This window comes from Allobosea sp. 2RAB26, assembly GCF_052115465.1.
In the GTDB taxonomy this organism is placed as follows: Bacteria; Pseudomonadota; Alphaproteobacteria; order Rhizobiales; family Beijerinckiaceae; genus Allobosea.
The window spans coordinates 310,436-332,927 of sequence record NZ_JBFRGS010000003.1 but is presented as its reverse complement, the minus strand read 5'-3'; the positions used below and the strand labels follow the sequence as shown (position 1 = coordinate 332,927).

Annotated in this window: 18 protein-coding genes and 2 pseudogenes; 13 read left to right on the top strand and 7 right to left on the bottom strand. The window is 65.7% G+C overall.

Annotated features, from left to right (window positions below; genetic code table 11):
• Window positions 1–50 precede the first annotated feature (50 nt).
• The 8 genes from AB4118_RS07275 to AB4118_RS07240 all read left to right on the top strand — a co-directional run bounded on the left by AB4118_RS07275 (window position 51) and on the right by AB4118_RS07240 (window position 6,436).
• Complete coding sequence (locus AB4118_RS07275) at window positions 51–1,220, top strand: ABC transporter substrate-binding protein (protein WP_113515589.1); 1,170 nt, start codon at window positions 51–53, stop codon at window positions 1,218–1,220.
• 351 nt (window positions 1,221–1,571) lie between these two features.
• Window positions 1,572–2,498: a branched-chain amino acid ABC transporter permease gene (locus AB4118_RS07270; RefSeq protein WP_069882119.1), complete on the top strand. Its 927-nt coding sequence runs from the start codon at window positions 1,572–1,574 to the stop codon at window positions 2,496–2,498.
• Window positions 2,495–3,490, top strand: a complete 996-nt coding sequence (locus AB4118_RS07265) for a branched-chain amino acid ABC transporter permease (RefSeq protein WP_441489104.1) — start codon at window positions 2,495–2,497, stop codon at window positions 3,488–3,490. The genes AB4118_RS07270 and AB4118_RS07265 overlap by 4 nt, the downstream gene beginning before the upstream one ends.
• The gene (locus AB4118_RS07260) at window positions 3,483–4,232 is read left to right on the top strand and encodes an ABC transporter ATP-binding protein (RefSeq protein ID WP_441489103.1); all 750 of its coding nucleotides are present in this window, start codon (window positions 3,483–3,485) and stop codon (window positions 4,230–4,232) included. Before AB4118_RS07265 ends, AB4118_RS07260 begins: the two co-directional genes overlap by 8 nt.
• A gap of 2 nt (window positions 4,233–4,234) precedes the next feature.
• Window positions 4,235–4,933, top strand: coding sequence for an ABC transporter ATP-binding protein (locus tag AB4118_RS07255; RefSeq protein WP_441489102.1), 699 nt, complete (start codon window positions 4,235–4,237; stop codon window positions 4,931–4,933).
• Between the two features lie 14 nt (window positions 4,934–4,947).
• On the top strand, window positions 4,948–5,406 hold the full coding sequence (locus AB4118_RS07250; RefSeq protein ID WP_069877310.1) for a cupin domain-containing protein: 459 nt from the start codon (window positions 4,948–4,950) through the stop codon (window positions 5,404–5,406).
• Between the two features lie 105 nt (window positions 5,407–5,511).
• A complete protein-coding gene (locus tag AB4118_RS07245) occupies window positions 5,512–5,847 on the top strand; it encodes a hypothetical protein (RefSeq protein ID WP_441489101.1) in 336 nt (111 codons plus the stop codon).
• 223 nt (window positions 5,848–6,070) lie between these two features.
• Window positions 6,071–6,436 (top strand): PilZ domain-containing protein, encoded by a 366-nt coding sequence (locus AB4118_RS07240; protein WP_441489100.1) that lies wholly within the window; start codon window positions 6,071–6,073, stop codon window positions 6,434–6,436.
• 7 nt (window positions 6,437–6,443) lie between these two features.
• On the opposite strand, the gene AB4118_RS07235 is transcribed toward AB4118_RS07240, so the two are convergent.
• A complete protein-coding gene (locus tag AB4118_RS07235; protein ID WP_441489099.1) occupies window positions 6,444–7,685 on the bottom strand; it encodes a flavin-dependent oxidoreductase in 1,242 nt (413 codons plus the stop codon).
• Between the two features lie 277 nt (window positions 7,686–7,962).
• On the opposite strand from AB4118_RS07235, the pseudogene AB4118_RS07230 reads away from it, so the two are divergent.
• The 3 genes and pseudogenes from AB4118_RS07230 to AB4118_RS07220 all read left to right on the top strand — a co-directional run.
• Window positions 7,963–8,247: pseudogene (locus AB4118_RS07230) on the top strand (HU family DNA-binding protein); the annotation flags it as partial.
• An 80-nt stretch (window positions 8,248–8,327) separates the two neighbouring features.
• The gene (locus AB4118_RS07225) at window positions 8,328–9,503 is read left to right on the top strand and encodes a vWA domain-containing protein (protein WP_441489098.1); all 1,176 of its coding nucleotides are present in this window, start codon (window positions 8,328–8,330) and stop codon (window positions 9,501–9,503) included.
• A 32-nt stretch (window positions 9,504–9,535) separates the two neighbouring features.
• The gene (locus tag AB4118_RS07220) at window positions 9,536–10,132 is read left to right on the top strand and encodes a hypothetical protein (protein ID WP_441489097.1); all 597 of its coding nucleotides are present in this window, start codon (window positions 9,536–9,538) and stop codon (window positions 10,130–10,132) included.
• 20 nt (window positions 10,133–10,152) lie between these two features.
• On the opposite strand, the gene AB4118_RS07215 is transcribed toward AB4118_RS07220, so the two are convergent.
• Window positions 10,153–10,581, bottom strand: a complete 429-nt coding sequence (locus tag AB4118_RS07215) for a universal stress protein (protein ID WP_069877316.1) — start codon at window positions 10,579–10,581, stop codon at window positions 10,153–10,155.
• Between the two features lie 205 nt (window positions 10,582–10,786).
• Here AB4118_RS07215 and AB4118_RS07210 point away from each other — a divergent pair, with 205 nt between their 5' ends.
• Window positions 10,787–12,025: an MFS transporter gene (locus AB4118_RS07210; RefSeq protein WP_441489096.1), complete on the top strand. Its 1,239-nt coding sequence runs from the start codon at window positions 10,787–10,789 to the stop codon at window positions 12,023–12,025.
• Window positions 12,026–12,046: 21 nt separating this feature from the next.
• Here the strand turns inward: AB4118_RS07210 and AB4118_RS07205 are convergent, their stop codons facing one another.
• Entirely contained in the window at window positions 12,047–12,367 is a 321-nt protein-coding gene (locus AB4118_RS07205; RefSeq protein WP_069882120.1) for a 2Fe-2S iron-sulfur cluster-binding protein, read from the bottom strand.
• An 84-nt stretch (window positions 12,368–12,451) separates the two neighbouring features.
• Complete coding sequence (locus tag AB4118_RS07200) at window positions 12,452–12,790, bottom strand: Hpt domain-containing protein (RefSeq protein WP_441489095.1); 339 nt, start codon at window positions 12,788–12,790, stop codon at window positions 12,452–12,454.
• Window positions 12,791–13,057: 267 nt separating this feature from the next.
• On the opposite strand from AB4118_RS07200, the gene AB4118_RS07195 reads away from it, so the two are divergent.
• Window positions 13,058–19,483 carry an apolipoprotein A-IV repeat region-like domain-containing protein gene (locus tag AB4118_RS07195; protein ID WP_441489094.1) on the top strand — a complete coding sequence of 2,142 codons (6,426 nt, stop codon included), beginning with the start codon at window positions 13,058–13,060 and terminating at the stop codon, window positions 19,481–19,483.
• A gap of 89 nt (window positions 19,484–19,572) precedes the next feature.
• On the opposite strand, the pseudogene AB4118_RS07190 reads toward AB4118_RS07195, so the two are convergent.
• The 3 genes and pseudogenes from AB4118_RS07190 to AB4118_RS07180 all read right to left on the bottom strand — a co-directional run bounded on the left by AB4118_RS07190 (window position 19,573) and on the right by AB4118_RS07180 (window position 22,464).
• Window positions 19,573–20,523, bottom strand: a pseudogene (locus tag AB4118_RS07190) (IS481 family transposase).
• Between the two features lie 200 nt (window positions 20,524–20,723).
• Window positions 20,724–21,320 carry an ABC-type transport auxiliary lipoprotein family protein gene (locus tag AB4118_RS07185; RefSeq protein WP_441489093.1) on the bottom strand — a complete coding sequence of 199 codons (597 nt, stop codon included), beginning with the start codon at window positions 21,318–21,320 and terminating at the stop codon, window positions 20,724–20,726.
• A gap of 10 nt (window positions 21,321–21,330) precedes the next feature.
• Window positions 21,331–22,464, bottom strand: coding sequence for an MlaD family protein (locus AB4118_RS07180; RefSeq protein WP_441489092.1), 1,134 nt, complete (start codon window positions 22,462–22,464; stop codon window positions 21,331–21,333).
• Window positions 22,465–22,492: the final 28 nt, after the last annotated feature.

Below are 22,492 nucleotides of genomic sequence, written 5' to 3'. Positions count from 1 at the left end.
GATCTCCGCCGGCCAGTAGGCTCCTTGCAGGTCCCGGGAGGACATCGGACATGAAGCTCAAACTCGCATTGTCTATCGGCACGGCGCTCGTCGCGCTGGGTGTTGCCGGCGCACAGGCCCAGGAGCCGATCAAGATCGGCGTCGTCAGCGTTCTTTCCGGCCCGCAGGCGGCTCTTGGCCAGCAATTGCGCGACGGCTTCCAGCTCGCAGTCGACCAGATGGGCGGCAAGCTCGGCGGACGGCCGGTGCAGATCACGGTGATCGATGACGAGCTCAAGCCCGATGTCGCGGTCGGCAAGGTTCGCGGCTTCGTCGAGGGCGGCAAGGTCGATTTCGTCGTCGGACCGGTCTTCTCGAACATTCTCGGCGCCATCGCCAAGCCGGTTCTGGACTCCGGCGCGGTGCTGATCAGCCCGAATGCCGGCCCTTCGACGCTTGCAGGCAAGGCCTGCCACCAGAACTTCTTCGTGACCTCGTACCAGAACGACCAGGTCCACGAGGTGCTCGGCAAATACGCTCAGGACCAGGGCTTCAAGCGCGCCTACATCATGGCGCCGAACTACCAGGCGGGTAAGGACTCGCTCGCCGGCTTCAAGAACTACTTCAAGGGCGAGGTCGTCGACGAGGTCTATGTCCCGTTGAACCAGCTCGATTTCTCGGCAGAGCTCGCCAAGATCGCCTCGGCCAAGCCCGACGTCGTCTTTGCCTTCATGCCGGGCGGCCTCGGCGTCAATCTGGTCAAGCAGTGGTCGCAGGCCGGCCTGCAGGGCAAGATCCCGTTCCTCTCCGCCTTCACGGTCGATGAGTCGACCCTGCCCGCACAGCAGGACGCTGCGGTCGGCCTCTTCGGCGGCATGACCTGGGCCCCCAATATGGACAATCCGCAGAACAAGAAGTTCGTCGCGGATTACGAGGCTGCCTACAAGATCGTCCCTGGCTCCTACGCCATGCAGGCTTACGATGCCGCCCTGCTGATCGACTCCGCGGTCAAGGGTGCCGGCGGCACGGCCGACAAGGACAAGCTGCGGGCCGCGATCCGGAAGGCCGACTTCAAGTCCCTGCGCGGCAACTTCAAGTTCAACAGCAATGGCTACCCGATCCAGGACTTCTATCTGGTCAAGGTCGCCAAGCGCGCCGACGGCAAGTTCCAGACCGAGATCGCGCAGAAGGTGTTCTCGGACTATGCCGACCCGCATGCGAAGGATTGCGCGCTGAAGTGAGGAGACTGCCCGGGGGAGCTCATGTCCCTTCGTCTCTCTGGGAGGAGAGAAGAGCTTGGATGATGGCAGGGTGCCGGAGAGCAGCCGCCTGTCATCGGAGCAGGACATCAGCTCCCCTTGGCGACATCCTCACCCTCGCCGCCGCCCCTGCCCTTTCCGGGGACGGACGCCCGCCCATGCCTGACTTGCGTCTCGCTGCGCCCGCCTAGCATGCTGCGAAAAGTTGCGACGGTTTTCGCATTCGGCATGCTCTAAATTATGAGAATCGATCGCGTTTTCTGCGTTGGACGACTTTGTCCAAACGCAGCGTGATCAAGGGGCGCCCCGCGCCGGCCAACGAATATCGAGCTGATGACCACCAGTCTCCTCATCGTCCAGATCCTGAACGGGTTGCAGCTCGGCATCCTGCTGTTCCTGGTGGCAGCGGGGCTGACGCTGGTCTTCGGCGTCATGGATTTCATCAACCTGGCCCATGGCGTGCAGTACATGCTGGGGGCCTATCTCGCCGTGACCTTCGTCGGGCTGACCGGAAGCTTCGTGCTGGGGCTGCTGCTCGCCCTGGCGGCTGCGCTCGTCATCGGGCTAGCCCTCGAATTCCTGGTCTTCCGCCATCTCTATGAACGCGACCATCTCGACCAGGTTCTCGCGACCTTCGGGCTCATCCTGCTCCTGAACCAGGGCGTCAAGATCGTCTGGGGTGCGGCGCCTCTCTCCGTCCCGGTCCCGGAATTCCTCTCGGGCTCTGTGCGCTTGATGGACGGCATTCTCTATCCGACCTATCGCTTCGCCCTGATCGGCGCCGGGCTCGCGGTCGGCGGATTGCTCTGGTTCATCGTCGAGCGGACGCGTACCGGCATGCTGTTGCGGGCCGGGGCCTCGAACGCGCCAATGGTTTCGGCACTCGGTGTCGATATCCGCAAGCTCTTCATGGTCGTCTTCGCCTTCGGAACCATGCTGGCCGGATTTGCCGGCGCGATGGCGGCGCCGATCCTCTCGGTCGAGCCCGGCATGGGCGACACGGTGCTGATCCTCGCCTTCGTCGTCATCGTCGTTGGCGGCATCGGCTCGATCCGCGGCGCCTTCGTCGGTGCGCTGATCGTCGGACTGGTCGACACGCTCGGGCGCTCCTTCATGAATGACCTGCTGCGCCTGTTCATGAGCGCCCCCTCGGCCCGTGCGACGGGAGCCGCTCTCTCCTCGATGCTGATCTACCTGGTGATGGCCATCGTCCTGTTCGTGCGTCCCGAAGGCCTGTTGCCCGCCAAGGGCCGGACATGAGCGCGGCGCCCACCATCGCCGGCGCAGCCGGGTCCATCCCATCCCGGCCGAGATCGCGCTCCGTCCTGGCGCTGGTGCTCTTCGCGGCGCTCGCGCTTGCCCCGGTCGCCGTCTCGCTCGGCGTCCCAGCGCATTGGCTGTCATTGCTGACGCGGGCGATGATCTTCGCGATCGCGGCCCTGTCGCTCGACCTCATCCTCGGTGTCGGCGGGCTGGTCTCCTTCGGGCATGCCGCCTTCATCGGCATCGGCGCCTATGTGACCGGCATCATGATCACCGAGGGTCGCACCGAAACCCTGCTGATCCTGCCCGTGCTCCTCGTCGTCTGCGCCATCTTCGCGGCGGTCACGGGCGCGGTCTCGCTGCGCACGCGCGGCGTCGCCTTCATCATGATCACGCTGGCCTTCGGGCAAATGGTGTTCTTCCTGGCGCAGGCGCTCTCGGCCTATGGCGGCGACGATGGCCTGACGCTCTATGCCCGCAGCACGATCGCCGGCCTCGACATCGCGGCAAGCCGGACCGGCTTCTTCTACATCGTGCTGGGCGCACTCATCGGCTGCTACGGGCTGGTCCGCATCATCGTCGCCTCCCGCTTCGGCCGCGTGCTGCGCGCGGCGCGCGAGAACGCGACGCGCGTGACCGTGACCGGCTACGATGTCGGACGCGTGCGCCTGATCGCCTATGTCATCAGCGGCATGATCGCGGGCCTGTCCGGCTTCTTCCTCGCCAACCAGACGGAATTCGTCAGCCCCGCCTTCATGTCCTGGCAGCGCTCGGGCGAACTGATCTTCATGGTCGTGCTCGGCGGTGTCGGCTCCCTGCATGGCGCGATCATCGGCGCGCTTGCCTTTCTCTTCGCCGAGGATGTGCTCGCCGGGATCACCGAACACTGGAAGGCGATCTTCGGGCCTCTCATCGTTCTCTTCGTGCTGTTCACACGCGGCGGCATCGTCGGCATCCTCGCAAGGATACGGGGACGCAGCGATGGCTGAGCCCGTCCTCGCCCTCGATGGCGTTCGCAAGTCCTTCGGTGCGCTGAAGGTGACCGATGGCGTCAGCTTCTCCGTCGCTCCCGGCGAATTGCATGCCCTGATCGGCCCGAACGGCGCCGGCAAGACCACGCTCGTGCACCAGATCTCCGGCATGCTGCGCCCGGATGCCGGCAGCATTCGCTTTCGCGGCGCCGACATCACCGGACTATCGCCGGAGAAGCGCGCGCGCGCCGGGCTCGCGCGCACCTTCCAGATCACCTCGACCATCGCTTCGCTCTCGGTGCTGGAGAATGTGGCTCTCAGCGTGCAGGCGCGGGCGACGCATCCGCTGGCGCTGTTCCGCAACGCCGCCCGCGACGAGCGCCTGAACGGTCCCGCCTGGGCGGCAATCGAAGCGGTCGGTCTCGGCGAGCGCGCCCATGTGCCGGCCGGCCGGCTCTCGCATGGCGAGAAACGCGCGCTCGAGATTGCGATGGCACTGACCCTCGAGCCCGCCGCGATTCTGCTCGACGAGCCGCTGGCCGGTGTCGGGCACGAGGAAGGCGCACGCCTGATCGCGCTGCTGAAGAGCCTCAAGGGTCGCTACGCCATGCTGCTGGTCGAACACGACATGGAGGCGGTGTTCGCGCTCGCGGACAGGGTCAGCGTGCTGGTCTATGGCCGGGTCATCGCCTCTGGTGAACCGGCCGCCGTCCGTGCCGACCCGACCGTGCGCGAAGCCTATCTCGGCGAGGAGGGCTAGGCATGCTCGTCGTCGAAGCTCTGGATGCCGGCTATGGCGAAGCGCAGATCCTGTTCGGCGTTGATCTCGCGATCGCCGAGGGCGAGGTGGTGACCTTGCTCGGCCGCAACGGCATGGGCAAGACCACGACGATCCGCGCCATCATGGGCCTGATTCCGGCGAAGGCCGGCCGCATCAGCGTCTCCGGCCGCGACCTGACCGGCGCTCCACCCTTCCGGATCGCGCAGGCCGGAATCGGGCTGGTGCCTGAAGGCCGCCAGATCTTTCCGACGCTCAGCGTGGAAGAAAATCTGATCGCCACGGCAGCCAGCCGCTTCGGCAAGCCGCGCTGGGATGTCGAGCGCATCTACACGTTCCTGCCGCGCCTCAAGGAGAGGCGAACCAATCGCGGCAACCAGCTTTCCGGCGGCGAGCAGCAGATGCTGGCGATCGGCCGGGCCCTGATGACCAACCCCAAGCTGGTCATTCTCGACGAGGCGACGGAAGGGCTGGCGCCGATCATCCGCCAGGAGATCTGGTCCTGCCTTGCCGCGCTGAAGGCTGATGGCGAATCGATCCTGGTCATCGACAAGAATGTCGATGCGCTGGCCAGGATCGCCGACCGGCATATCGTCCTGGAAAAGGGCCGCGTCGTCTGGCGCGGATCGAGCGACGACTTGCGCAGCGACAGTGCTGTGAAAGATCGCTTTCTGCATCTTTAGAGAAGGAGAGACCGATGAAGCCACTGACAGCCGGCGTGACGAGGGCCAATCAGGGCATCGATGCCATCTCATGGAATATTCTCGGCCAGACCTATGTCCCGAAGACGCTGAGCGAGGATAGTTTCTCCTGGCATGCGACCTTCCCGCCCGGGACCTTCGTGCCGCCGCATGTCCACCCGACGCAGGACGAGTTCATCTATCTGCTCGAAGGCCGGCTTGACCTCGTTCTCGACGGAGAGGAAGCGCATGCCTTGCCCGGCGACCTGATCCGCCTGCCGCGCAACGTTCCGCACGGCATCTTCAACAAGAGCGACAGCCCGGCCAAATGCCTGTTCTGGGTCGCCCCCACCGGCCGGCTCTACGACCTGTTCTGGGCGATCCATTCGATGCCGGAGCAGAACCCCGCGGAGGTCGTCGCGCTCGCCGCCAAATACGAGATCGACTTCCTGCCGCCGCCTCCAGACGGGGCGTGACAAACCCCGCGGCGGGGAAGAAACCGGCCCGCGCGGAAACCGCGCCCGTGCATCCTGCGTTCATCTGCCGGCACTAGTCTGCCGAGCAATGATGGAGGATGAAACATGAGGAAGGCGACGCTTTCCCTTGGCTTGCTCGCCGCGTTCGCGGCGGGCAACGCGGCAGCGATGCCGCTCCCGGCGCCTGGCGAAGCGGGCCTGCCGCTCACGCGGGCCCAGATGCGCTGCAATGAATTCCGCTGCATCAATCCGCGCAGCGGCGTCTACACCGAAAGCACCTGCGACTATCGCGGCTGCTATCCGAGCAGCCGCCCGCGTGGGCGGCTTGGCCCCTATGGCGAGGACTATCGCTTCGGGCGCCGTCGGCTTGACGATGATGACGACTATCCGCGCTACCGGGGATATCGCCGCTATCGCGAAGACGACGATGACGACGATTGATTTTCGCGGCCCCCTGCCCTCCGCGTTCGAGCATCCGCCACGATCCGACATGCAGCGTGCTGGAAGGACAACGCGTGCCGAGCCGTGCCCAGAGGAATCTGCTGAACAGCCGTTAAGGTTAATGCAAGGTTAAGGCTGCGCGACTCGCGCTAAAGTGGCAATTGTCCCTCTTACGTAGCGGTAGGCAGAATGCCTGCGGCGGAAGTTTGGAGGGGGCGGCATCATGACGACCGAACGCCGTGAAGTTCCACGGCAGCGCACCCTGCTGGGCGCGCGCATCGTCTTCAACAACCGCCAATCCACGCTCGACTGCGTGGTGCGCAACCTTTCGGACGTTGGCGCCATGGTGCTCATCTCCGATGCCGTTGCCTTGCCGGCAGCATTCGAGCTTGAGATCGAGCATAAGCGACACGTCTACGGCGCACGCTTTCGGTGGCGCGATGGCGAGCGCGTCGGGATCGCCCTGGACGGGCGGCCTGCCTCAACCGCCGAAATCGTGCCTCTCGACCACGCCCGGCGCTTGAAGCAATGCGAGCAGAGCAATGCGCAGCTGAAGGCGCGCATTCAGCAACTGACCGAAGCCGGCTGATCGCCCCTCAGCGCCGGGTCAGCTGCTCCGGCGCAAAGCCGGCCTTGCCGGCATAGGATTTCACGATGGCCTCACGCCTTGCGTAACTCATGACCCGTTCGACATCGTCGAAACCATTCGGCGCGAGCGCCTCGACGGCATCGATCACACGTTCGGGGCCGCCAACCCGGTTCAAGGCCACGACCTGCGCCGTTGCCGGCAGGCGCACAGCCTCATAGGCCGCCAGCGCCTGACGCGGATGCTCGCTGCGGACCAGCGCATCGGCAAGCGCGCGCGCATCAAGGATCGCCTGCGAGGCCCCGTTCGAGCCGACCGGGTACATCGGATGAGCGGCATCGCCGAGCAGCGTGACGCGGCCATGGGTCCAGCGCGGCAGCGGATCGCGGTCGCACATCGGGTAATCCCAGAATCCGGGCGAGGCCTGGATCAGCGCAAGGATGTCGACGCCGGGAATCGAGAAGCGGCGGGCATAGGGCAGCACATCCTCAAGCCTGCCCGGTTTCGACCAGGCCTCCTTCGGAGGTGGCTTCGCCGGATCCCCCGTCCGGATATTGACGACCCAGTTGGTCAGCCGCGTGCCGGGCTTGCTGCCCACGGCGATCGGATACAGCACCAGTTTTCCGGCCATGCCGCCGGCGATGATCATGCTCTCGCCGTCGAGGAAGGCCGGCCAGTCACAAGCCCCGCGCCACATCTGCACGCCATTCCAGCGCGGCGCCCCCTGGTTGGGGAAATAATGTCCGCGCACGCTGGAGTGGATGCCATCGGCCGCGATCAGCACGTCGGCACGCGCCGTCTCGCCGGCCTCGCCGCGCCGCGCATCGGTAAAATGGGCTGTCACTCCGCCCTCGTCCTGGACGAAACCCTGCAGCCGGCGCCCGGTTCGCAGAGCGCCCTCCCCCAGGCGCTCGCGCACAGCCGCGCAGATCACCCCCTGCAGGCGGCCGCGATGGATCGAGAACTGCGGCACCGGCGCCCCCGCATGGAGGCCACGCGGCTCGCGCCAGACGGTCTGGCCAAAGCGGTTCATGTAGATGAGTTCGCGCGTCCGGATCGCGACGGCATCAAGCGCCGGCAGCAGGCCGAGCTCGTCCAGTTCGCCGATCGCATGCGGCAAGGTGTTGATGCCGACGCCGACCTCGCGGATATCACTCGACTGCTCGTAGACGGTGGCGGCGATGCCGCGCGCGTGCAGCATCAATGCGAGCGTCAGGCCGCCGATTCCGCCTCCGACGATAACAACCTTCATGCGTCCCCCCGCATCAGTGTTCATTATTTTAAACTTGAAATAACAGGGTAAGATTTGTCAATGACCCCTGTCCTGGTGGCCGCCCCGCTGATTTTTTGCACTCCAGAGGCGGGAACGAAGCGAAATGCTGTGCGTATCTAGCCCCAATGCCGTGTTTTTGGACGTCAACCGTGCCAAGTGGCAGTTTCGCATAGGGCGGACATCCAGTCGTCGCGCGATTCGCGACGGCAGCAGGAATTAGCGTCCTCCCCAGCGACGACTAAGCAACACCGTTCTTCAGGAGAGTTTCATGACCAAGAACGAACTGATCGCCGCCATTGCCGACGAAACCGGCAAGACCAAGACCGACGTGTCCGCCATCCTCGGCTCGCTCGCAGCCGTCGTCGCCAAGACGCTGAAGTCCGGCGACGATGTTACGCTCGGCGGCGTCGGCAAGCTGTCGGCGGCCAAGCGCGAAGCCCGCGAGGCCCGCAACCCCTCGACCGGCGCCATGATCCAGGTTCCCGCCAAGACCGTCGTCAAGTTCAAGGTCACCAAGGACCTCGCCGACGCGGTGGCGTAAGCCGATCATATTTTAAAGCAGCACCTGGCCTTCGGGCCGGTGCTGCTTGACCCCGCCGCGGCCATCCGCACAGTGGGGCGATGTTCCTCCGTCTGTTCACCGATCTGCGCGCCGCCAAGGTTCCCGTCACGCTGCGGGAGTACCTGGCCTTGCTCGAAGGCGTGGAAGCCGATCTCGCCGAGCACCGCGTCGACGAATTCTATTATCTCGCTCGCACCTGCCTGGTGAAGGACGAGCGCCATCTCGACAAATTCGATCAGGTCTTCGCCCAGGTATTCAAGGGCATGGAGACCCTGCAGCAGGCGATCGAACAGGCCGGCATTCCCGAGGAATGGCTGCGCAAGCTCGCCGAGAAATTCCTGACCGACGATGAAAAGCGCGAGATCGCGGCAATGGGCTGGGACAAGCTCTGGGAGACGCTGAAGCAGCGGCTCGCCGAGCAGCAGGGCCGGCATCAGGGCGGTTCGAAATGGATCGGCACTGCAGGAACCTCGCCCTATGGCGCCTATGGCTATAATCCCGAGGGCGTCCGCATCGGCCAGGACAGCAACCGCAACTTCCGGGCGATCAAGGTCTGGGACAAGCGCGAGTTCAAGGATTTCGACGACACGCGCGAACTCGGCGTGCGCAACCTGCGCGTCGCATTGCGGCGGCTGCGCCGCTTTGCCCGCACGGGAGCGGCTGAAGAACTCGACCTCGACAACACCATCTCGGAAACGGCAAAGCACGGCTATCTCGACGTGCAGTTGCGGCCCGAGCGCCGCAACGCGGTCAAGGTGCTGCTATTCCTCGATGTGGGCGGCTCGATGGACTGGCATATCGAACTGGCGGAGGAGCTGTTCTCGGCGGCGCGGGCCGAGTTCAAGCATTTCGAGCATTTCTACTTTCACAACTGCCCCTACGAACGGGTCTGGCGCGAGAACAGGCGCCGGCACGATCAGGTCATATCGACATGGGACATCCTGCGGACCTATTCGGCCGACTATCGCATCGTCTTCGTCGGCGACGCCTCGATGAGTCCCTATGAGGTTGCAATGCCCGGGGGCTCGGTCGAGCACTGGAACGAGGAAGCGGGCGAGGTCTGGATGCAGCGCCTGGCCGGTCATTTCCCGAAATCGGTCTGGCTCAACCCGGTCCAGCAGCACCTCTGGAGCTATACCCAGTCGATCCGTCAGATCGGCGGGCTGATGGGCGGGCGCATGTTTCCGCTGACACTGGACGGGCTGGACGGCGCCATGAAGGTACTGGGCCGCTGACAAGTCCGCGGGGAGCCGCTATGGCTGCCGCCATGCAAGATGACGATGATGCGCTCCCGCCGTCCTGGCGCCAGCGTCCCAAGCCGGTCGGCTTCGAAATCACGTACCGCCTGAAGGGCGATACGCTCGAGATCGACAGCACACGCAAGGTCGATCAGGTCAGGCTCTCGGCGGTCGAGCAGGTTCGCTTCGTCTATGCGCCGAGCAATATCTCCTCGAAGGGATTCAAGACGCAGCTCAGGCTGAGCGACGGCAAGAGCATCACCTTCGGCAACCTGTCCTGGCGCTCGCTCACCGACATGGAGCGTGACGATGCCGGCTATCGTGCCTTTGTCGAAGCGCTGTCGGCCGCAATCGTCAGGGCCAATCCGCGCGCCCGTTTTCTCGCCGGCAAGCCGAACTGGAACTGGCTGCTGCTGACCGTGGTCAGCGGCCTGTCCCTGCTCATGTTGATCATGTTCACGCTGCGCGCCTTCCTGCAGGGCTCCAGCTCGGCGGGATGGCTGGGTATCCTGCTTGCCCTCGCCTCGCTCTGGCAGGTCGGGCCGATGGTCAAGCTCAACCGCCCCCGCGAGCTGCAGACAGGCGAAGTACCGGACGACCTGGTGCCGCGCGCCTCGGCAGGCTGACAGGCCGCTTTCCGGCCGCCTCAGCCGCTGCGCACGACCAGCACCGAGCACTTCGCGCGGCGCACGATGGCCGATGCATTGGAGCCGATGACATAGGCGAGCATGCCGGGCTCATGTGAGCCGATCACGATCAGATCGGCGCCGCTCGCATCAGCTTCCGCCAGCACCTCTCCATGGATCGAGCCGACCAGCACCTTTGCGGAAACACGATCCGGCGGCAACGGAATGCCCGCCGCGATATCGGCGAGCTTGGCCTCCGCCTCGCTCTGTTGTTCGGTGTCGAAATCAGCCGGCACGAACTCCATGTAGGTGATCGGCACGAGCGACCGGACATAGACCAGCCTTATGGTTCCGCCTGACGCTTCGGCGAAGGACACCGCCGCGTTAATGGCGAGCGCCGCGAAGTCAACCTCGGCAAGATCAACGGGAACCAGAATCGATCTGTACATCGCATCCCCCCGATTTTCGGCATCGCCAGATTCCGCAGCCGCCGCCCTACGATACCACATCCAGGCACGCGCAGCGTTCCGCATGGTTGCCATGATAGGGCGGAATTGACGCAGCCCGGGCCTCGCCTAAGAGTATCGCCGCACGGAAGCAGTCTTGTGAAGTCCGTGGCGGCGCCGATGGCCGTTCCTCCTGTCCGGTAATCCGATGACCGACGCCCAGCCCGCCTCACGCCCGCCACGCGGGCTGCTGCACTCGCCTGCCGCCTTCCTGATGGTGCTGGCCTTCGTCAACTGGCTCGGCTTTGCAAGCTGGAGCGCGCTGCTCAACAATTTCGCCAAGGAAGCCGCCGGCTTCACCGGGCAGGATATCGGCATCCTGCAATCCGTCCGCGAGATTCCAGGCTTCCTCGCCTTCACGGCGATCATCCTGTTCTGGTTCATGCGCGAGCAGATCCTCGCCTATCTCAGCCTGCTCACGCTCGGCTTCGGGGTTGCGATCACCGGCTTCTATCCCAGTCTCGGCGGGCTCCTGATCACCACCACGATCATGTCGCTCGGCTTCCATTACTACGAGACCGCGCAGCAATCCCTGCAGCTGCAATTGCTGCCCAAGGCGGAGGCCCCAAGGCTTCTCGGCAAGATCGCAGGCGCCTCGGCCGCCGCACAGCTGCTTGCCTTCGGCTCGATCGCGCTGATCTGGCGGCTGTTCCAGCCGGGTTACACGATCATCTTTGTGGTGGCGGGCCTGCTCACCATCTGCCTGACCGGCGCCACCTGGCTGCTGTTTCCACGCTTCCAGGGTGCCGTGCCGCAGAACAAGGGCTTCGTCCTGCGCAAGCGCTACTGGCTCTATTATGCCCTGACTTTCATGTCGGGCGCGCGCCGGCAGATCTTCATGGCCTTTGGCGGCTTCCTGCTGGTCGAGCGTTTCGGCTACGATGTCGCAGCGACGGCTACGCTTCTGCTTGCGACCTACGGCATCAACACCTTCGTGGGGCCGATGCTCGGCCATCTCGTCGGGCGTGTCGGCGAACGTGCGACGATCCAGCTCGAGAACATCTCTCTGATCGCCGTCTTCGTCGGCTATGCGCTGGCAAGCCACGGGCATTTCGCCGGCTGGGGCGTCTTCGTCGCCGGGGCACTCTTCATCGTCGACGGGGTCTTCTTCACGCTCGTCCTGGCGCAAAGGACCTATTTCCAGAAGATCGCGGACCCGGCCGATATCGCCCCGACCTCTGCAGTGGCCTTCACGATCAACCACATCGCCGCAGTCTTCCTGCCCGTGACCTTCGGACTGCTCTGGATCCGCGACCCTGCGATCGTCTTCTACATCGGCGCGGCGGTCGCCACCGTCTCGCTGACGCTGGCTTTCCTGGTCCCGCGCCATCCCGTACCCGGGCGCGAGACAATGCTGGCGTCAGTCGTGCCGGCTGCGGCCGAGTAAGACCGCCCTAGGCCCGACTGCTCAGCCCTGACGGGCCGGCGTGCGCACGACGAGACCGTCGAGTTCGTCGCGAACCCTGATCTGGCACGAGAGCCGCGAGGTCGGGCGCACGTCGAACGCGAAGTCGAGCATATCCTCTTCCATGGACTCGGCATGGCCGGTCTTCTCGGCCCAGGCATCGTCGACATAGACGTGGCAGGTCGCGCAGGCGCAGGCACCGCCGCATTCGGCTTCAATGCCGGGAATCCCGTTGCGCACGGCCGTTTCCATGACCGTCGAGCCGGTCTCGGCCTCAACGGTACGGCTTTCTCCCTGGGCATCGATGAAAGTGATCTTCGGCATCATAAACTCCGGCGGGGCCAACGCCGGCACCGCTTAGAGCATTTCCAGGCATTGTGGAAAGAGCGTTGACCGCCTGACCGCCCCTCAGGCGGCGCAATCGATCGTGGAAATCGCAGCGCGTGCCTCGGCCGCGGCCAGGGCCAGGGCATCCATCGCATTGTCCCTGCGCGCCGGATCATCGCCAGCCAGTTGGCGTTCCATGGCATCGGCGGCTTCGGCAACCGACCAGGCTCCGATCGCGCTGGCCGCTCCCTTCAGGGTGTGCGCCGCGTCCATTCTGGCCTTGATGTCGCTGCCGGAATGGATCGTCCGCAAATGGCTGATGCATTGCTGCGCGAAGAGCGTCAGCAGCTCGCGCTCGAGGTCGTGATCGCCGCCGGTCTGGCGGGCGAGGTGAGCAAGATCAATGGCTTTTTGGGGCATTGGAGCACTCGGAAACACGCATTTTGTACGAGCCGACTTGGCGGCTCCCATGCTCAAACAAGCCCCAACATGGTGAACGAGGCGTTAACGACGTTTGTGAATCGGGGCCTCAAATGGGTTCCAATCGCATAGAGCCTCCACTACCCTTCCAACTGGTAAATGATGGGCGCATTGTCCCTCCTGATGTCGGTCGCCAGAGGCGGCGCCCGGCAGCGCGAGGGTCGCGGCGATGTCGACCCATCGAAGTAGCGTTGCGAGGCGGCAATCATGACCCGACAGAACAAGCTCCAGGACCCGACAGAAGCGGCGATGTCCGCGATCGAGGAGGCCCTGCGGCTCGACCAGTCGAAGCCCCTCGGTGCGGAGCCCCACCCATCCGAACCGAAGCTGCCTTCGGCCACTGAAGGCGATCTCAAGCTCGACCTGCCTCGCGTCGAGCCCGCGCCCAGGCCGCCGGAACCCGCCCCCGCACCGCAGGCAGCGGCCCCACGCCCGGCGATCGCGCCCGATACCAGCCGCGTCGCCAATGACGACCGCCGCGATTCCAGTTCCCTCGTCCAGGCTTTCTCGGTCCGCCCCTCGCGCCGCCCCTCCTGGTTCGCGGGCTTTGCCTCGCTGCTCTGGCTCGCCGGCGTCGCCTTCGTGCTCGTCGGCCGCTTCGGGTCGTTCAGCGGCGGCGTGCCGGAAGGCCTCGCCGGCTTCGGCCCTGGCGAATGGGCCATGCTCGCATTGGCGATCGGCACCCCCATCGTCTTCTTCTTCGTGCTCGCAGCACTGTACCGCCGCACCCAGGAGATGCGCCTCGTCTCGCGGGCGATGACTGAGGTCGCGTTGCGCCTGGCCGAGCCGGAAGTGGTCGGCGCCGATTCCGTTCTCTCGTTGAGCCAGACGATCCGTCGCGAAGTCGCTGCCATGGGCGACGGCATCGAGCGCGCCGTCGCACGCGCCGGCGAACTGGAGACGATCGTGCGCGGCGAGATCGCCACGCTCGAGCGCGCCTATGCGGATAACGAAATCCGGCTGCGCGCACTTATCGACGAGCTCGTCACCCAGCGCGAATCCGTCGTGGGCAATGCCGAGCGCGTGAAATTTGCGATCAGCGGCGCCCATGAGTCCCTCTCCAAGGATCTGGAGAGCGCCAGCCGCAGCATTGCCGAAGCCGTCTCTCAGGCCGGCGACCGCGTCACCGGCTCGCTCGGCGAGAAGGGCGACCAGATCACGGTCGCCCTCGGCCGCGCCGGCGAGCGCATGATCGACGAGATCAGCGGCCGCAGCCACGAACTGGTCGAACGCCTGCAGATCACTTCAGGCGAGGTCAGCGAGCGGCTGTCCGGCGCCAGCGACAACCTGTCGACGATGCTCGACGGGCGCGCCCAGGAAATTGCCTCCTCGCTGGAGCGTACCGGCCAGGTTCTGACAGAGGGCCTAACCTCGGGCGCCCGCGACGTCACCAAGGCGATCAGCGAGACCGGCTCGCAGGTCGTCGAGACGCTGACGGCGCGGGTCGAGACCGTCAACGAGACCCTGAGGCAGACGGGCGAAAGCCTGGCCCAGGAGATCTCGGAGCGGGGCACCACCGTCGCCGAGCGCTTCGAGCAGAGCGGCCGCACGCTGGTCGGCCTGATCGAGGGCCAGAGCGAGACGCTGACCCAGCGTATCGCGGAGACCGGAGAGACCCTGCGCAGCTCGCTCTCGAGCGAAGGCGAAAGCGTCACCACGCGCCTCGCCGAGGTCGGCCGCGGCGTCCACAGCCTGCTCAGCCGGCAGCATGAGAGCATGGCTTCGCGCCTGCTTGAAGTCGGCAACAACGTGCACGGGCTGATCGACAGCCAGGGCGAGACGCTGGTCAGCCGCCTCACCGAGACGGCCCGCACCGTCGAGGACGTGCTGCGCGAACGCGGCGACGCCATCGTGCTGCGTTTCGACGAGGCGAGCAAATCGCTGGGGGATACGGTCGGCCGCCAGGGCGACGAACTGACGACCCGGATCACCGATGTCGGCACCAGCCTGCATGGGCTCTTCACCGAGCAGGGCGGCAGCCTCGTGACCCGCCTCTCCGAGACCGGCGAGATCGTGCATACCCTGCTCGATCAGCAGGCCGAGAAGCTCACCAGCCGCGTCTCCGGCGCCGGGAAGGATGTCGAATCCCTGCTCGACCGCCATGGCGAAACGCTGGCCGCCCGCCTCGGCCAGACCGGCGAGGACGTGCACAAGCTCCTGAACGAGCAGGGCGATGCGCTCGTCGCCCGCCTCGGCCGCAGCGGCAAGGATGTCCAGAACCTGATCGGTCAGGAAGGCGACAACCTGGTCGCGCGCCTCGGCCTTGCCGGGCAGGAAGTCCACAGCCTGATCAGCGAACAGCGCAGCTCTCTCATCACCAGCCTGTCCGAGACCGGCACCAAGGTCAGCGCCCTGCTCGAAGAGCAGACCGGCGGCATGACGGTGAAGGTCTCGCAGGCCGGCCTCGACATGCAGGATCTGCTCAGCGGCCAGAGCCAGGCGCTGGTCACGCGGGTCGCCGATGTCGGCCGCTCCGTGCACAACCTGCTCGCCGAACGCGGTGGCGCACTGATCACCCAGCTTGCCGAGACCGGAGAGAACCTCCACCTCAAGCTCGGCGAACAAGGCGATGCGCTTGCGACCCGCGTGACGGAAAGCGTCGAGAGCGCCCGCTCCGCACTTGAGCAGCAGCAGGCCGGCTTCATCGCCCGCCTCGGCGAAACCAGCCAGGAGGTCGGCGCCCTGCTCGGCGAGCAGCGCGAGACGATGATCCGCGATCTCGTCAGCACCGGCCGCGAGGTTCACACCCTGCTCGGCGAGCAGAGCGAGGATCTGGCACGGCGCATGACCGACGCCACTCGCAGCCTCACCGAGACCATCAATGTCGATGGCCGCCATGTCGCCGAAACTGTCAGCGAAGCGACACAGGGGTTGCGCGCCACCTTCACCGTGCATGCAGAAGACGCGCGCACGCTTCTTGCCGACACCGGCAGGGAAATCGTGCTGGCGCTGACCCAGCAGGGCGGACGCGTCAACGAGGCCCTGGCCGCCAATGCCGAGTCGATGCTGCGCTCGGTCGAGAACCGTGCCCAGGCGCTGAACGAGACGCTGGCAAGCCGCCACGACGCGCTGAACCAGCTCTTCGATACGCAGGGCCGCCAGATCGACGGCACCCTGGCTGCGCGCCTCGCTGCCTTCTCCGAGCTGTTCGAGACCCAGGGTCGGGGTATCGAGGCCACGCTCAACGAGCGGCTTGTCTCCCTGTCCCAGCTCTTCGACTCGCAAGGGCGCGTCATCGAGCACGGCCTCAACGAGCGCCTCGCCGCACTCACGCATCTGTTCGACTCGCAGGGCCGCGGCATCGAGACCAATCTCAGCGAGCGTCTCGTCGCCTTCACCCAGCTGTTTGAAACGCAGGGTCGTGGCATCGAGACCAGCCTTAACGAACGCCTCGCCGCCTTCACCCAGCTGTTCGACACGCAGGGCCGTGGCATCGAGACGGGCCTCAACGAGCGCCTTGCTGCCTTCACTCATCTGTTCGACACGCAGGGTCACGGCATCGCGAATGGCCTCGACGAACGCCTCGAAGCGTTCAACCAGCTGTTCGACAGCAAGGGCCACGGTATCGCCAGCGGCCTCGACGAACGCCTCGAAGCGTTCAACCAGCTGTTCGACAGCAAGGGCCAAGGCATCGCCGGCGGCCTCGACGAACGCCTCGAAGCGTTCAACCAGCTGTTCGACAACAAGGGCCAAGGCATCGCCAGCGGTCTCGACCAGCGCCTCGCCGCCTTCAACCAGCTGTTCGATACCAGGGGCTACGGCATCGCGAGTGGCCTCGACCAGCGCCTCGCCGCCTTCACCCAGCTGTTCGATACCAAGGGGCACGGCATCGCCAGCGGCCTCGACGAACGCCTCGCAGCCTTCACCCAGCTGTTCGACAGCCATGGTCACGGCGTCGCGAGCAGCCTCGACGAACGCCTCGCGGCCTTCACCCAACTGTTCGACACGCATGGCCACGGCATCGCAAGCGGCCTCGACGAACGCCTCGCCGCCTTCACCCAGCTGTTCGACACACAGGGCCGCGACATCGAGAGCGGCCTTGGCGAACGCCTTGCCGCGTTCACGAGCCTGTTCGACACGCAGGGTCGCGAAGTTGAAGCCGCGCTCGGCATCCGCCTCGACGCTTTCGAAGACATCGTGGTCCGTCAGGGCGGAGCCCTTGCAACCAAGCTCAGCACGGACACGCGCGAATTCACCGAATCCGTGGCGGCGCGCCTGAACGAGGCCGAGCGGCTGCTGACCGGCGACGGCCAGGCGCTGGCCGACCGCATCGGCACCCGCGCGGCAGAGGCCGCCGATATTCTCGCCGCCCGAACCCAGGAAGCGGCGACGGCCATGGAAGAGCAGATCAAGGTGTTCGAGGAGCGTTCCGGCGCCAAGAGCGCCGAGATCGCCACCTCCCTCGACGGGCTCATTGCCCGCATCGACGGCAATCTCGGCTCGCGGGCCACCGCGCTCAACGAGGCGCTGGTCGAACGCACGGTCGACATCGCCCGCGTGCTTGCCGAAGGCGGCCGGGAGGTCACCCGAGCCCTGGCGGCAAAGGCAGACGAGATCGGGGATGTCGTCACCTCGAAGAGCGAGTCGCTCACGCGTACGCTCAGCGAGAAGGCCGATACCATCAACGCCACCCTTGGCGGGCGGGCGTTGCAGATCGCCGATACGCTCGACCAGAGCGTCGCGCGCTTCGAGGAGCGCGTGGTCAACCGTCTCGACTCCGTCTCCGGGACGCTCGACACGCGCGGCCAGCAGATCGCCGACACGCTGCACAACAAGTCCGAGGAGATCTCGGTCTCGCTCGGGGCCCGCGCCGACGAACTGCGCGCCCTGTTCGACGACAAGGGCGGCGGCATGGTTGCGGCGCTCGGCCTGCGCGGCGAGGCAATCGCCAACGAGGTCGCGTCGGTCGGCGAAACCGTGGTCAGCGCCATCGAGAGCCGCGGCTCTTCGATCCTCGCCGGCCTGCGCGAACGCGGCACCGAGATCACGGCTGCGCTCGACACCTCGTCGGCGGGGCTGCGCGACACGCTCGAGGTCGGAACGCGCCAGTCGGTCGAAGCCCTGGTCAGCACCAACGAGCAGCTTCGCGGCGAGCTCGGCGGCATGCTTGGCCGCCTGGGCGAAGCCAACAAGCTGATGCAGCAGATCGTCAACGGCGCGAACAAGAACCTCGGCGCGATCGAGGCCGGCCTGTCGGAGCGCGTCAGCGACCTGCAGGCAGTGCTCGCCACCGTCATGGACGAGACCAAGGGGGCGACGGAACAGGTCGCGGCCCAGGTCGAGGAGCTCAAGGCCTTTTCAGAAGGCACCTTGCGCCAGACCGCTGCGCTTGTCGGCCAGCTCGACGGCCAGGGCACCTCGCTTTCCGAGGTTACCCAGGCAAGCACGGCTGCGCTGCATGCTGTTGCCTCGCGGCTCGAGCAGGTCGAGGCGCGTGTCGGCAAGGCTCTCACCGATCGCAAGGACACGCTCGAGGAAGTGCATGGCCTGATCTCGGGCAAGACCGACGACATCGAAACGATCACGCGCTCCTTCGCGGCCTTGATCGACGAGTCGCTGAGCAGCGCCGAAGCACGCGCACGCCAGATCGGCGGCGTGCTGACAGAGTCGGCCGAAGCCACGACCGGCGCGATCATGCAGCAGTTCGAGATGATCCGTGCCACCACGGGCAAGGAGCGCGAACGCACTGCGCACGCTCTGCGCTCGGCCTATGAGCAGGTCAGCGGAGAACTCGGCAACGAGCTGTCCAAGGTCACGGAACGCTTCCAGGGCGCCGCCGAGGACATGCGCAAGATCTCCAGCGAGATCCAGCGCGAGCTCGAGGCGACACGCTCCGAACTGAAGCGCGGCGTCCTCGACCTGCCGAAGGAGACGCAGGAATCGACGGCTGAGATGCGCCGTGTGGTTGCCGAGCAGATCAAGGCGCTCAACGAGCTGACCGAAATCGCGACGCGCGCCGGCCGCAATGCCGGCCCTGCCGAAGCCCCGGTTCGCCGTCCGGCTGCGGTCATGCCGGCAGCCCCGGCCTATTCCGCCTCCGTCACGCAGGCACGCGTGACGACCCTGGCCGAACCGCTGCGGCCCTCGATCGATGCGACAGCCGAGGCTGCCAAGCCGGAACCGCGCGCCGATACGAAGGCAGCCCCGGCTCGCCCGACGCCCGCACCGGACGCTTCGCGCCGTCAGGCCACACCGGAACAGCCCCCGGCCAAGTCCGGCTGGCTGTCCGATCTGCTGAACCGCGCCTCGCGTGAGGACCGGCAGGCGGAGCCGAGCAAGCCGACTGCGCACTCGATCGAGAAGCTCGATTCGCTCTCGGTCGATATCGCCCGGATGATCGACCACGATGCGGCCGTCGAGCTCTGGGACCGCTACAAGCGCGGCGAGCGCAACGTCTTCACGCGCCGGCTCTACACCCTGCAGGGTCAGCAGACCTTCGACGAGATCCGGCGGAAGTACCGCCGCGATGCGGAGTTCAAGGAGACGGTCGACCGCTACATCGACGAGTTCGAGCGCCTGCTCGGCGAGGCGGCCAAGGACGACCGTGACTCGATGGTGGCGAAGACCTACCTCACCTCCGAGACCGGCAAGGTCTACACCATGCTGGCCCATGCGAGCGGGCGCTTCGAGTAAGCGCCCCTCCACCACCCCGAAATGCAAAACGGCCGCCCAATCGGGCGGCCGTTTTCATTGAAGTCTTGCGAACTCGATGTCGCTTTCGCCTAGCTGTGGAGCGTCAACAGGTTGTCCGCGTCGCGAGCGAGTCTGCTGATGGGTGTCTTGGCCTAGATTCCGCCGTGGGGGCGATGCCAGTTGTAGTGATGGAGCCAGCGCGGCAGCTCTTCGGCTCTGCGCTCTGAGTGGGGATAGGGTCTGGCATAGGCCCATTCGCGTAGCGCCGTCTGGATGAAGCGTTCGGCCTTGCCGTTGGTTCTGGGCGTGTAGGGCCTGGTCCTGATCTGGCGCAGGCCGAGGTCGCGGCAGGCGTGGCGGAAGGCATGGGCTTTGTAGCAGGGGCCGTTGTCGGTCATGACGCGCGCGACGGAGACGCCGAGGCCTTTGTAATAGGCGACGGCGGCCCTGAGGAAGGCGACCGCGCTGAGCGCCGTCTCGTCCGGCTTGATCTCGACGAAGGCGAGCCGGGAGGCATCGTCGATGCAGACATGGGCGAACTCCCAGCCCGCCCCGACGCTGCGGCCGGCGCTGCGATCCCCGGTGATGCGATGCCCCGGCTCCCTGAACCGGTTGAGCTTCTTGATGTCGAGATGGATCAGTTCGCCGGGGCGAGCGCGCTCGTAGCGGCGCGCCGGCTCGGCCGGGTCGAGGTCGCGCATCCGGCTCAGCCGCGCCCGCCGCAGGATCCGGCTCACCGTGGCCGGCGAGACCTTAGCCTGCTTGGCGATGGCCTGGCCGCTCAGCCGCTGGCGCCGCAGTGCGATGATCTGCTCGACCCGGCCTGCCGGCGTCGGGCGATGCAGCCGGCGCGGACGCGACGAGCGGTCCGCCAGCCCGGCCATGCCCTCGGCGGCGAAGCGGGCGATCCATTTATGGACGGTCTTGAGGCTGACGCGGGCCGCCTTGGCGATCACGCCAGAAGCCGTGCCTGCCGCCGCCATGCGCACGATCCGCTCTCGACCCAACTGCGTCAGACGGGCATTCTTGTGAATGTTCATCCGGTCCTCCTTCGATGGAGACTGAAGCTTCGCAACCTCAGCTTCCTCGCTCGGGACCGGATGGACAACCTATTGAGAGCTCACACCTAGATCATGCTGCGAAAGAGCGGCAACGGCTTTTCGCATCGAGCAATGCTCTCAACTATGAGAGTCGATCACGTTTTCTGTGTTTGGACGATTTCGTCCAAACACTGCGTGATCTAAGCAGCCCAGCGGACGATATCGATCAGCACCTTCGACAGCGCCTGGTCGAGCGCGTGGGCGGCGGCGGCACCGTCGACGGCACCGACGGGCACCCTGGCCGAGAACAGTTTGGCGCGCTGGATGTGCCCGGTCCGGTCCCCGACCAGCTTCGCGGTGATCTCGACGACGGCGGAGTTCGTCGCAGCATCGATATTGAAGCTGCGGATATCCGTGTTGAGCTGGAAATCGGGAACGATCCGTTCACCCGGCAGCGAAACCGACGCGATGCGGCTGCCGTTCTCGAAAGTCTGGAGCAACCGTATCTGCACCAGCTTCGGAACCCGGTCGGCCCATTGCGTGCCGCCGAGGAACGACAGCGCGCCGGCAGAGTCCCGGACAATCATGCGATCGGAATCGAGGGTCTGGACCGTCGTCGGCTCGTTGATGACGAGGGCTGCGCGCGCTCCTCCGACCCGGCCGAAATCGCGCGGTGCAGACAGATCGTAGGTGGTGGGCGTCGCGCCGCCGCTGCAGCCGCTCAGCGTGAGCGAGACGGCCAGGACGAGAGCGGCGATCGGCGTGAAGCCAGGTTCTGGCGCAAGGCGGGACGACATCGGCATCTGACTAGCGCGATCCGCTATACTGGGGAAGCGGCGGACGGCCGCCAAAGATGAACTGTTGCGGATTGCGCTCGATATTGCGCAGCGCCCGGTTGAAATCCGTCAGCGTCCGACGGCCTTCGGCTGCGAGGTTCTCGATGTCGCGCAAGCCCGGCCCGGTAAAGCGGTTGATCCCGGTCGTGATCTCCGCAGTGCGCTTGTCGAGGTTCTCGGCAAGGGTGCGGATCGAGCGCGCAGCATTGCCGACCTCGGCCAGCGCCCCCTGCCCGTCCCCGGAATTCAGGAACCCCTGCGCGGCCTTGAGCACGCCCTCGACCTGATCAGCCGCCTTGTTGAGCTTCTCGCTGATCGAGGCGACATCCTTCACCACCTTGCCGACATCCTCGCTGTTGTCGCCTAGTGCGGCGGTGAACTTGTCGACATTGGCGACGATGTTGGCGACCTTGCGCTGGTCGACGGACTTCACAACCTCGGTCAGTTCATCGCTCAGGCTGCCGAGTTTCTGCGAAAGCGGGGCGATTGTATCGGCGATCTGGCCGAAGCTGCTCATCAGCTTGTCGATGCCGTCGGAATTGTTGCCGAGTGCGGCGGAGAATTTCTCGACATTCCTGACCGTGTTGCCGATCGAGCCGGCATTGTCCTTGACGAGCCCCTCGATGCCGCCGAGCACCTCGTCGGCCCGCTTGGCGATCGTGCGCACCGTTTCGAGAATGTCCTGGAACTCGGACCGTTCGGCAATGATCGTCGGCAGGCTCTGGCCAGGCTGAGGCTTCAACACAGGGGAATCCGGGTCACCACCCAGCAACTGCACGGCGACGACGCCCGCGAGGCCCTGAGCCTCGATCCGGGCCCGGGTGTCCACCCTGAGCGGCGTGGTATTGTCGACCTGAACGACGGCGTAAATCCGGCGAGGATCGTCCGGCAGCAGTTCGATGCGGGTGACCTCGCCAACACGCAGGCCATTGAAAAGCACGCTGGAACCGCGCCCCAGTCCGGTGACGGTGCCGCTGAAGACGATCCGGACATCCTGCCGGCGGCCCGCCAGGCCACTGTTGAACCAGTAGACGAAGCCGAACATCGCCGCGAGGACCGCGAGCGTGAAGAGACCGACCAGTGCGTAGTTCGCGCGCGATTCCATTAGCGCAACGTTAGAGCAGGATTCTTCA

What these genes read in the sequence shown, in the direction of transcription:
- AB4118_RS07275 (WP_113515589.1), top strand. Translation starts at nt 51, where the DNA reads ATGAAGCTCAAACTCGCATTGTCTATCGGCACGGCGCTCGTCGCGCTG.
- AB4118_RS07270 (WP_069882119.1), top strand. Translation starts at nt 1,572, where the DNA reads ATGACCACCAGTCTCCTCATCGTCCAGATCCTGAACGGGTTGCAGCTC.
- AB4118_RS07265 (WP_441489104.1), top strand. Translation starts at nt 2,495, where the DNA reads ATGAGCGCGGCGCCCACCATCGCCGGCGCAGCCGGGTCCATCCCATCC.
- AB4118_RS07260 (WP_441489103.1), top strand. Translation starts at nt 3,483, where the DNA reads ATGGCTGAGCCCGTCCTCGCCCTCGATGGCGTTCGCAAGTCCTTCGGT.
- AB4118_RS07255 (WP_441489102.1), top strand. Translation starts at nt 4,235, where the DNA reads ATGCTCGTCGTCGAAGCTCTGGATGCCGGCTATGGCGAAGCGCAGATC.
- AB4118_RS07250 (WP_069877310.1), top strand. Translation starts at nt 4,948, where the DNA reads ATGAAGCCACTGACAGCCGGCGTGACGAGGGCCAATCAGGGCATCGAT.
- AB4118_RS07245 (WP_441489101.1), top strand. Translation starts at nt 5,512, where the DNA reads ATGAGGAAGGCGACGCTTTCCCTTGGCTTGCTCGCCGCGTTCGCGGCG.
- AB4118_RS07240 (WP_441489100.1), top strand. Translation starts at nt 6,071, where the DNA reads ATGACGACCGAACGCCGTGAAGTTCCACGGCAGCGCACCCTGCTGGGC.
- AB4118_RS07235 (WP_441489099.1), bottom strand. Translation starts at nt 7,685, where the DNA reads ATGAAGGTTGTTATCGTCGGAGGCGGAATCGGCGGCCTGACGCTCGCA.
- AB4118_RS07225 (WP_441489098.1), top strand. Translation starts at nt 8,328, where the DNA reads ATGTTCCTCCGTCTGTTCACCGATCTGCGCGCCGCCAAGGTTCCCGTC.
- AB4118_RS07220 (WP_441489097.1), top strand. Translation starts at nt 9,536, where the DNA reads ATGCAAGATGACGATGATGCGCTCCCGCCGTCCTGGCGCCAGCGTCCC.
- AB4118_RS07215 (WP_069877316.1), bottom strand. Translation starts at nt 10,581, where the DNA reads ATGTACAGATCGATTCTGGTTCCCGTTGATCTTGCCGAGGTTGACTTC.
- AB4118_RS07210 (WP_441489096.1), top strand. Translation starts at nt 10,787, where the DNA reads ATGACCGACGCCCAGCCCGCCTCACGCCCGCCACGCGGGCTGCTGCAC.
- AB4118_RS07205 (WP_069882120.1), bottom strand. Translation starts at nt 12,367, where the DNA reads ATGCCGAAGATCACTTTCATCGATGCCCAGGGAGAAAGCCGTACCGTT.
- AB4118_RS07200 (WP_441489095.1), bottom strand. Translation starts at nt 12,790, where the DNA reads ATGCCCCAAAAAGCCATTGATCTTGCTCACCTCGCCCGCCAGACCGGC.
- AB4118_RS07195 (WP_441489094.1), top strand. Translation starts at nt 13,058, where the DNA reads ATGACCCGACAGAACAAGCTCCAGGACCCGACAGAAGCGGCGATGTCC.
- AB4118_RS07185 (WP_441489093.1), bottom strand. Translation starts at nt 21,320, where the DNA reads ATGTCGTCCCGCCTTGCGCCAGAACCTGGCTTCACGCCGATCGCCGCT.
- AB4118_RS07180 (WP_441489092.1), bottom strand. Translation starts at nt 22,464, where the DNA reads ATGGAATCGCGCGCGAACTACGCACTGGTCGGTCTCTTCACGCTCGCG.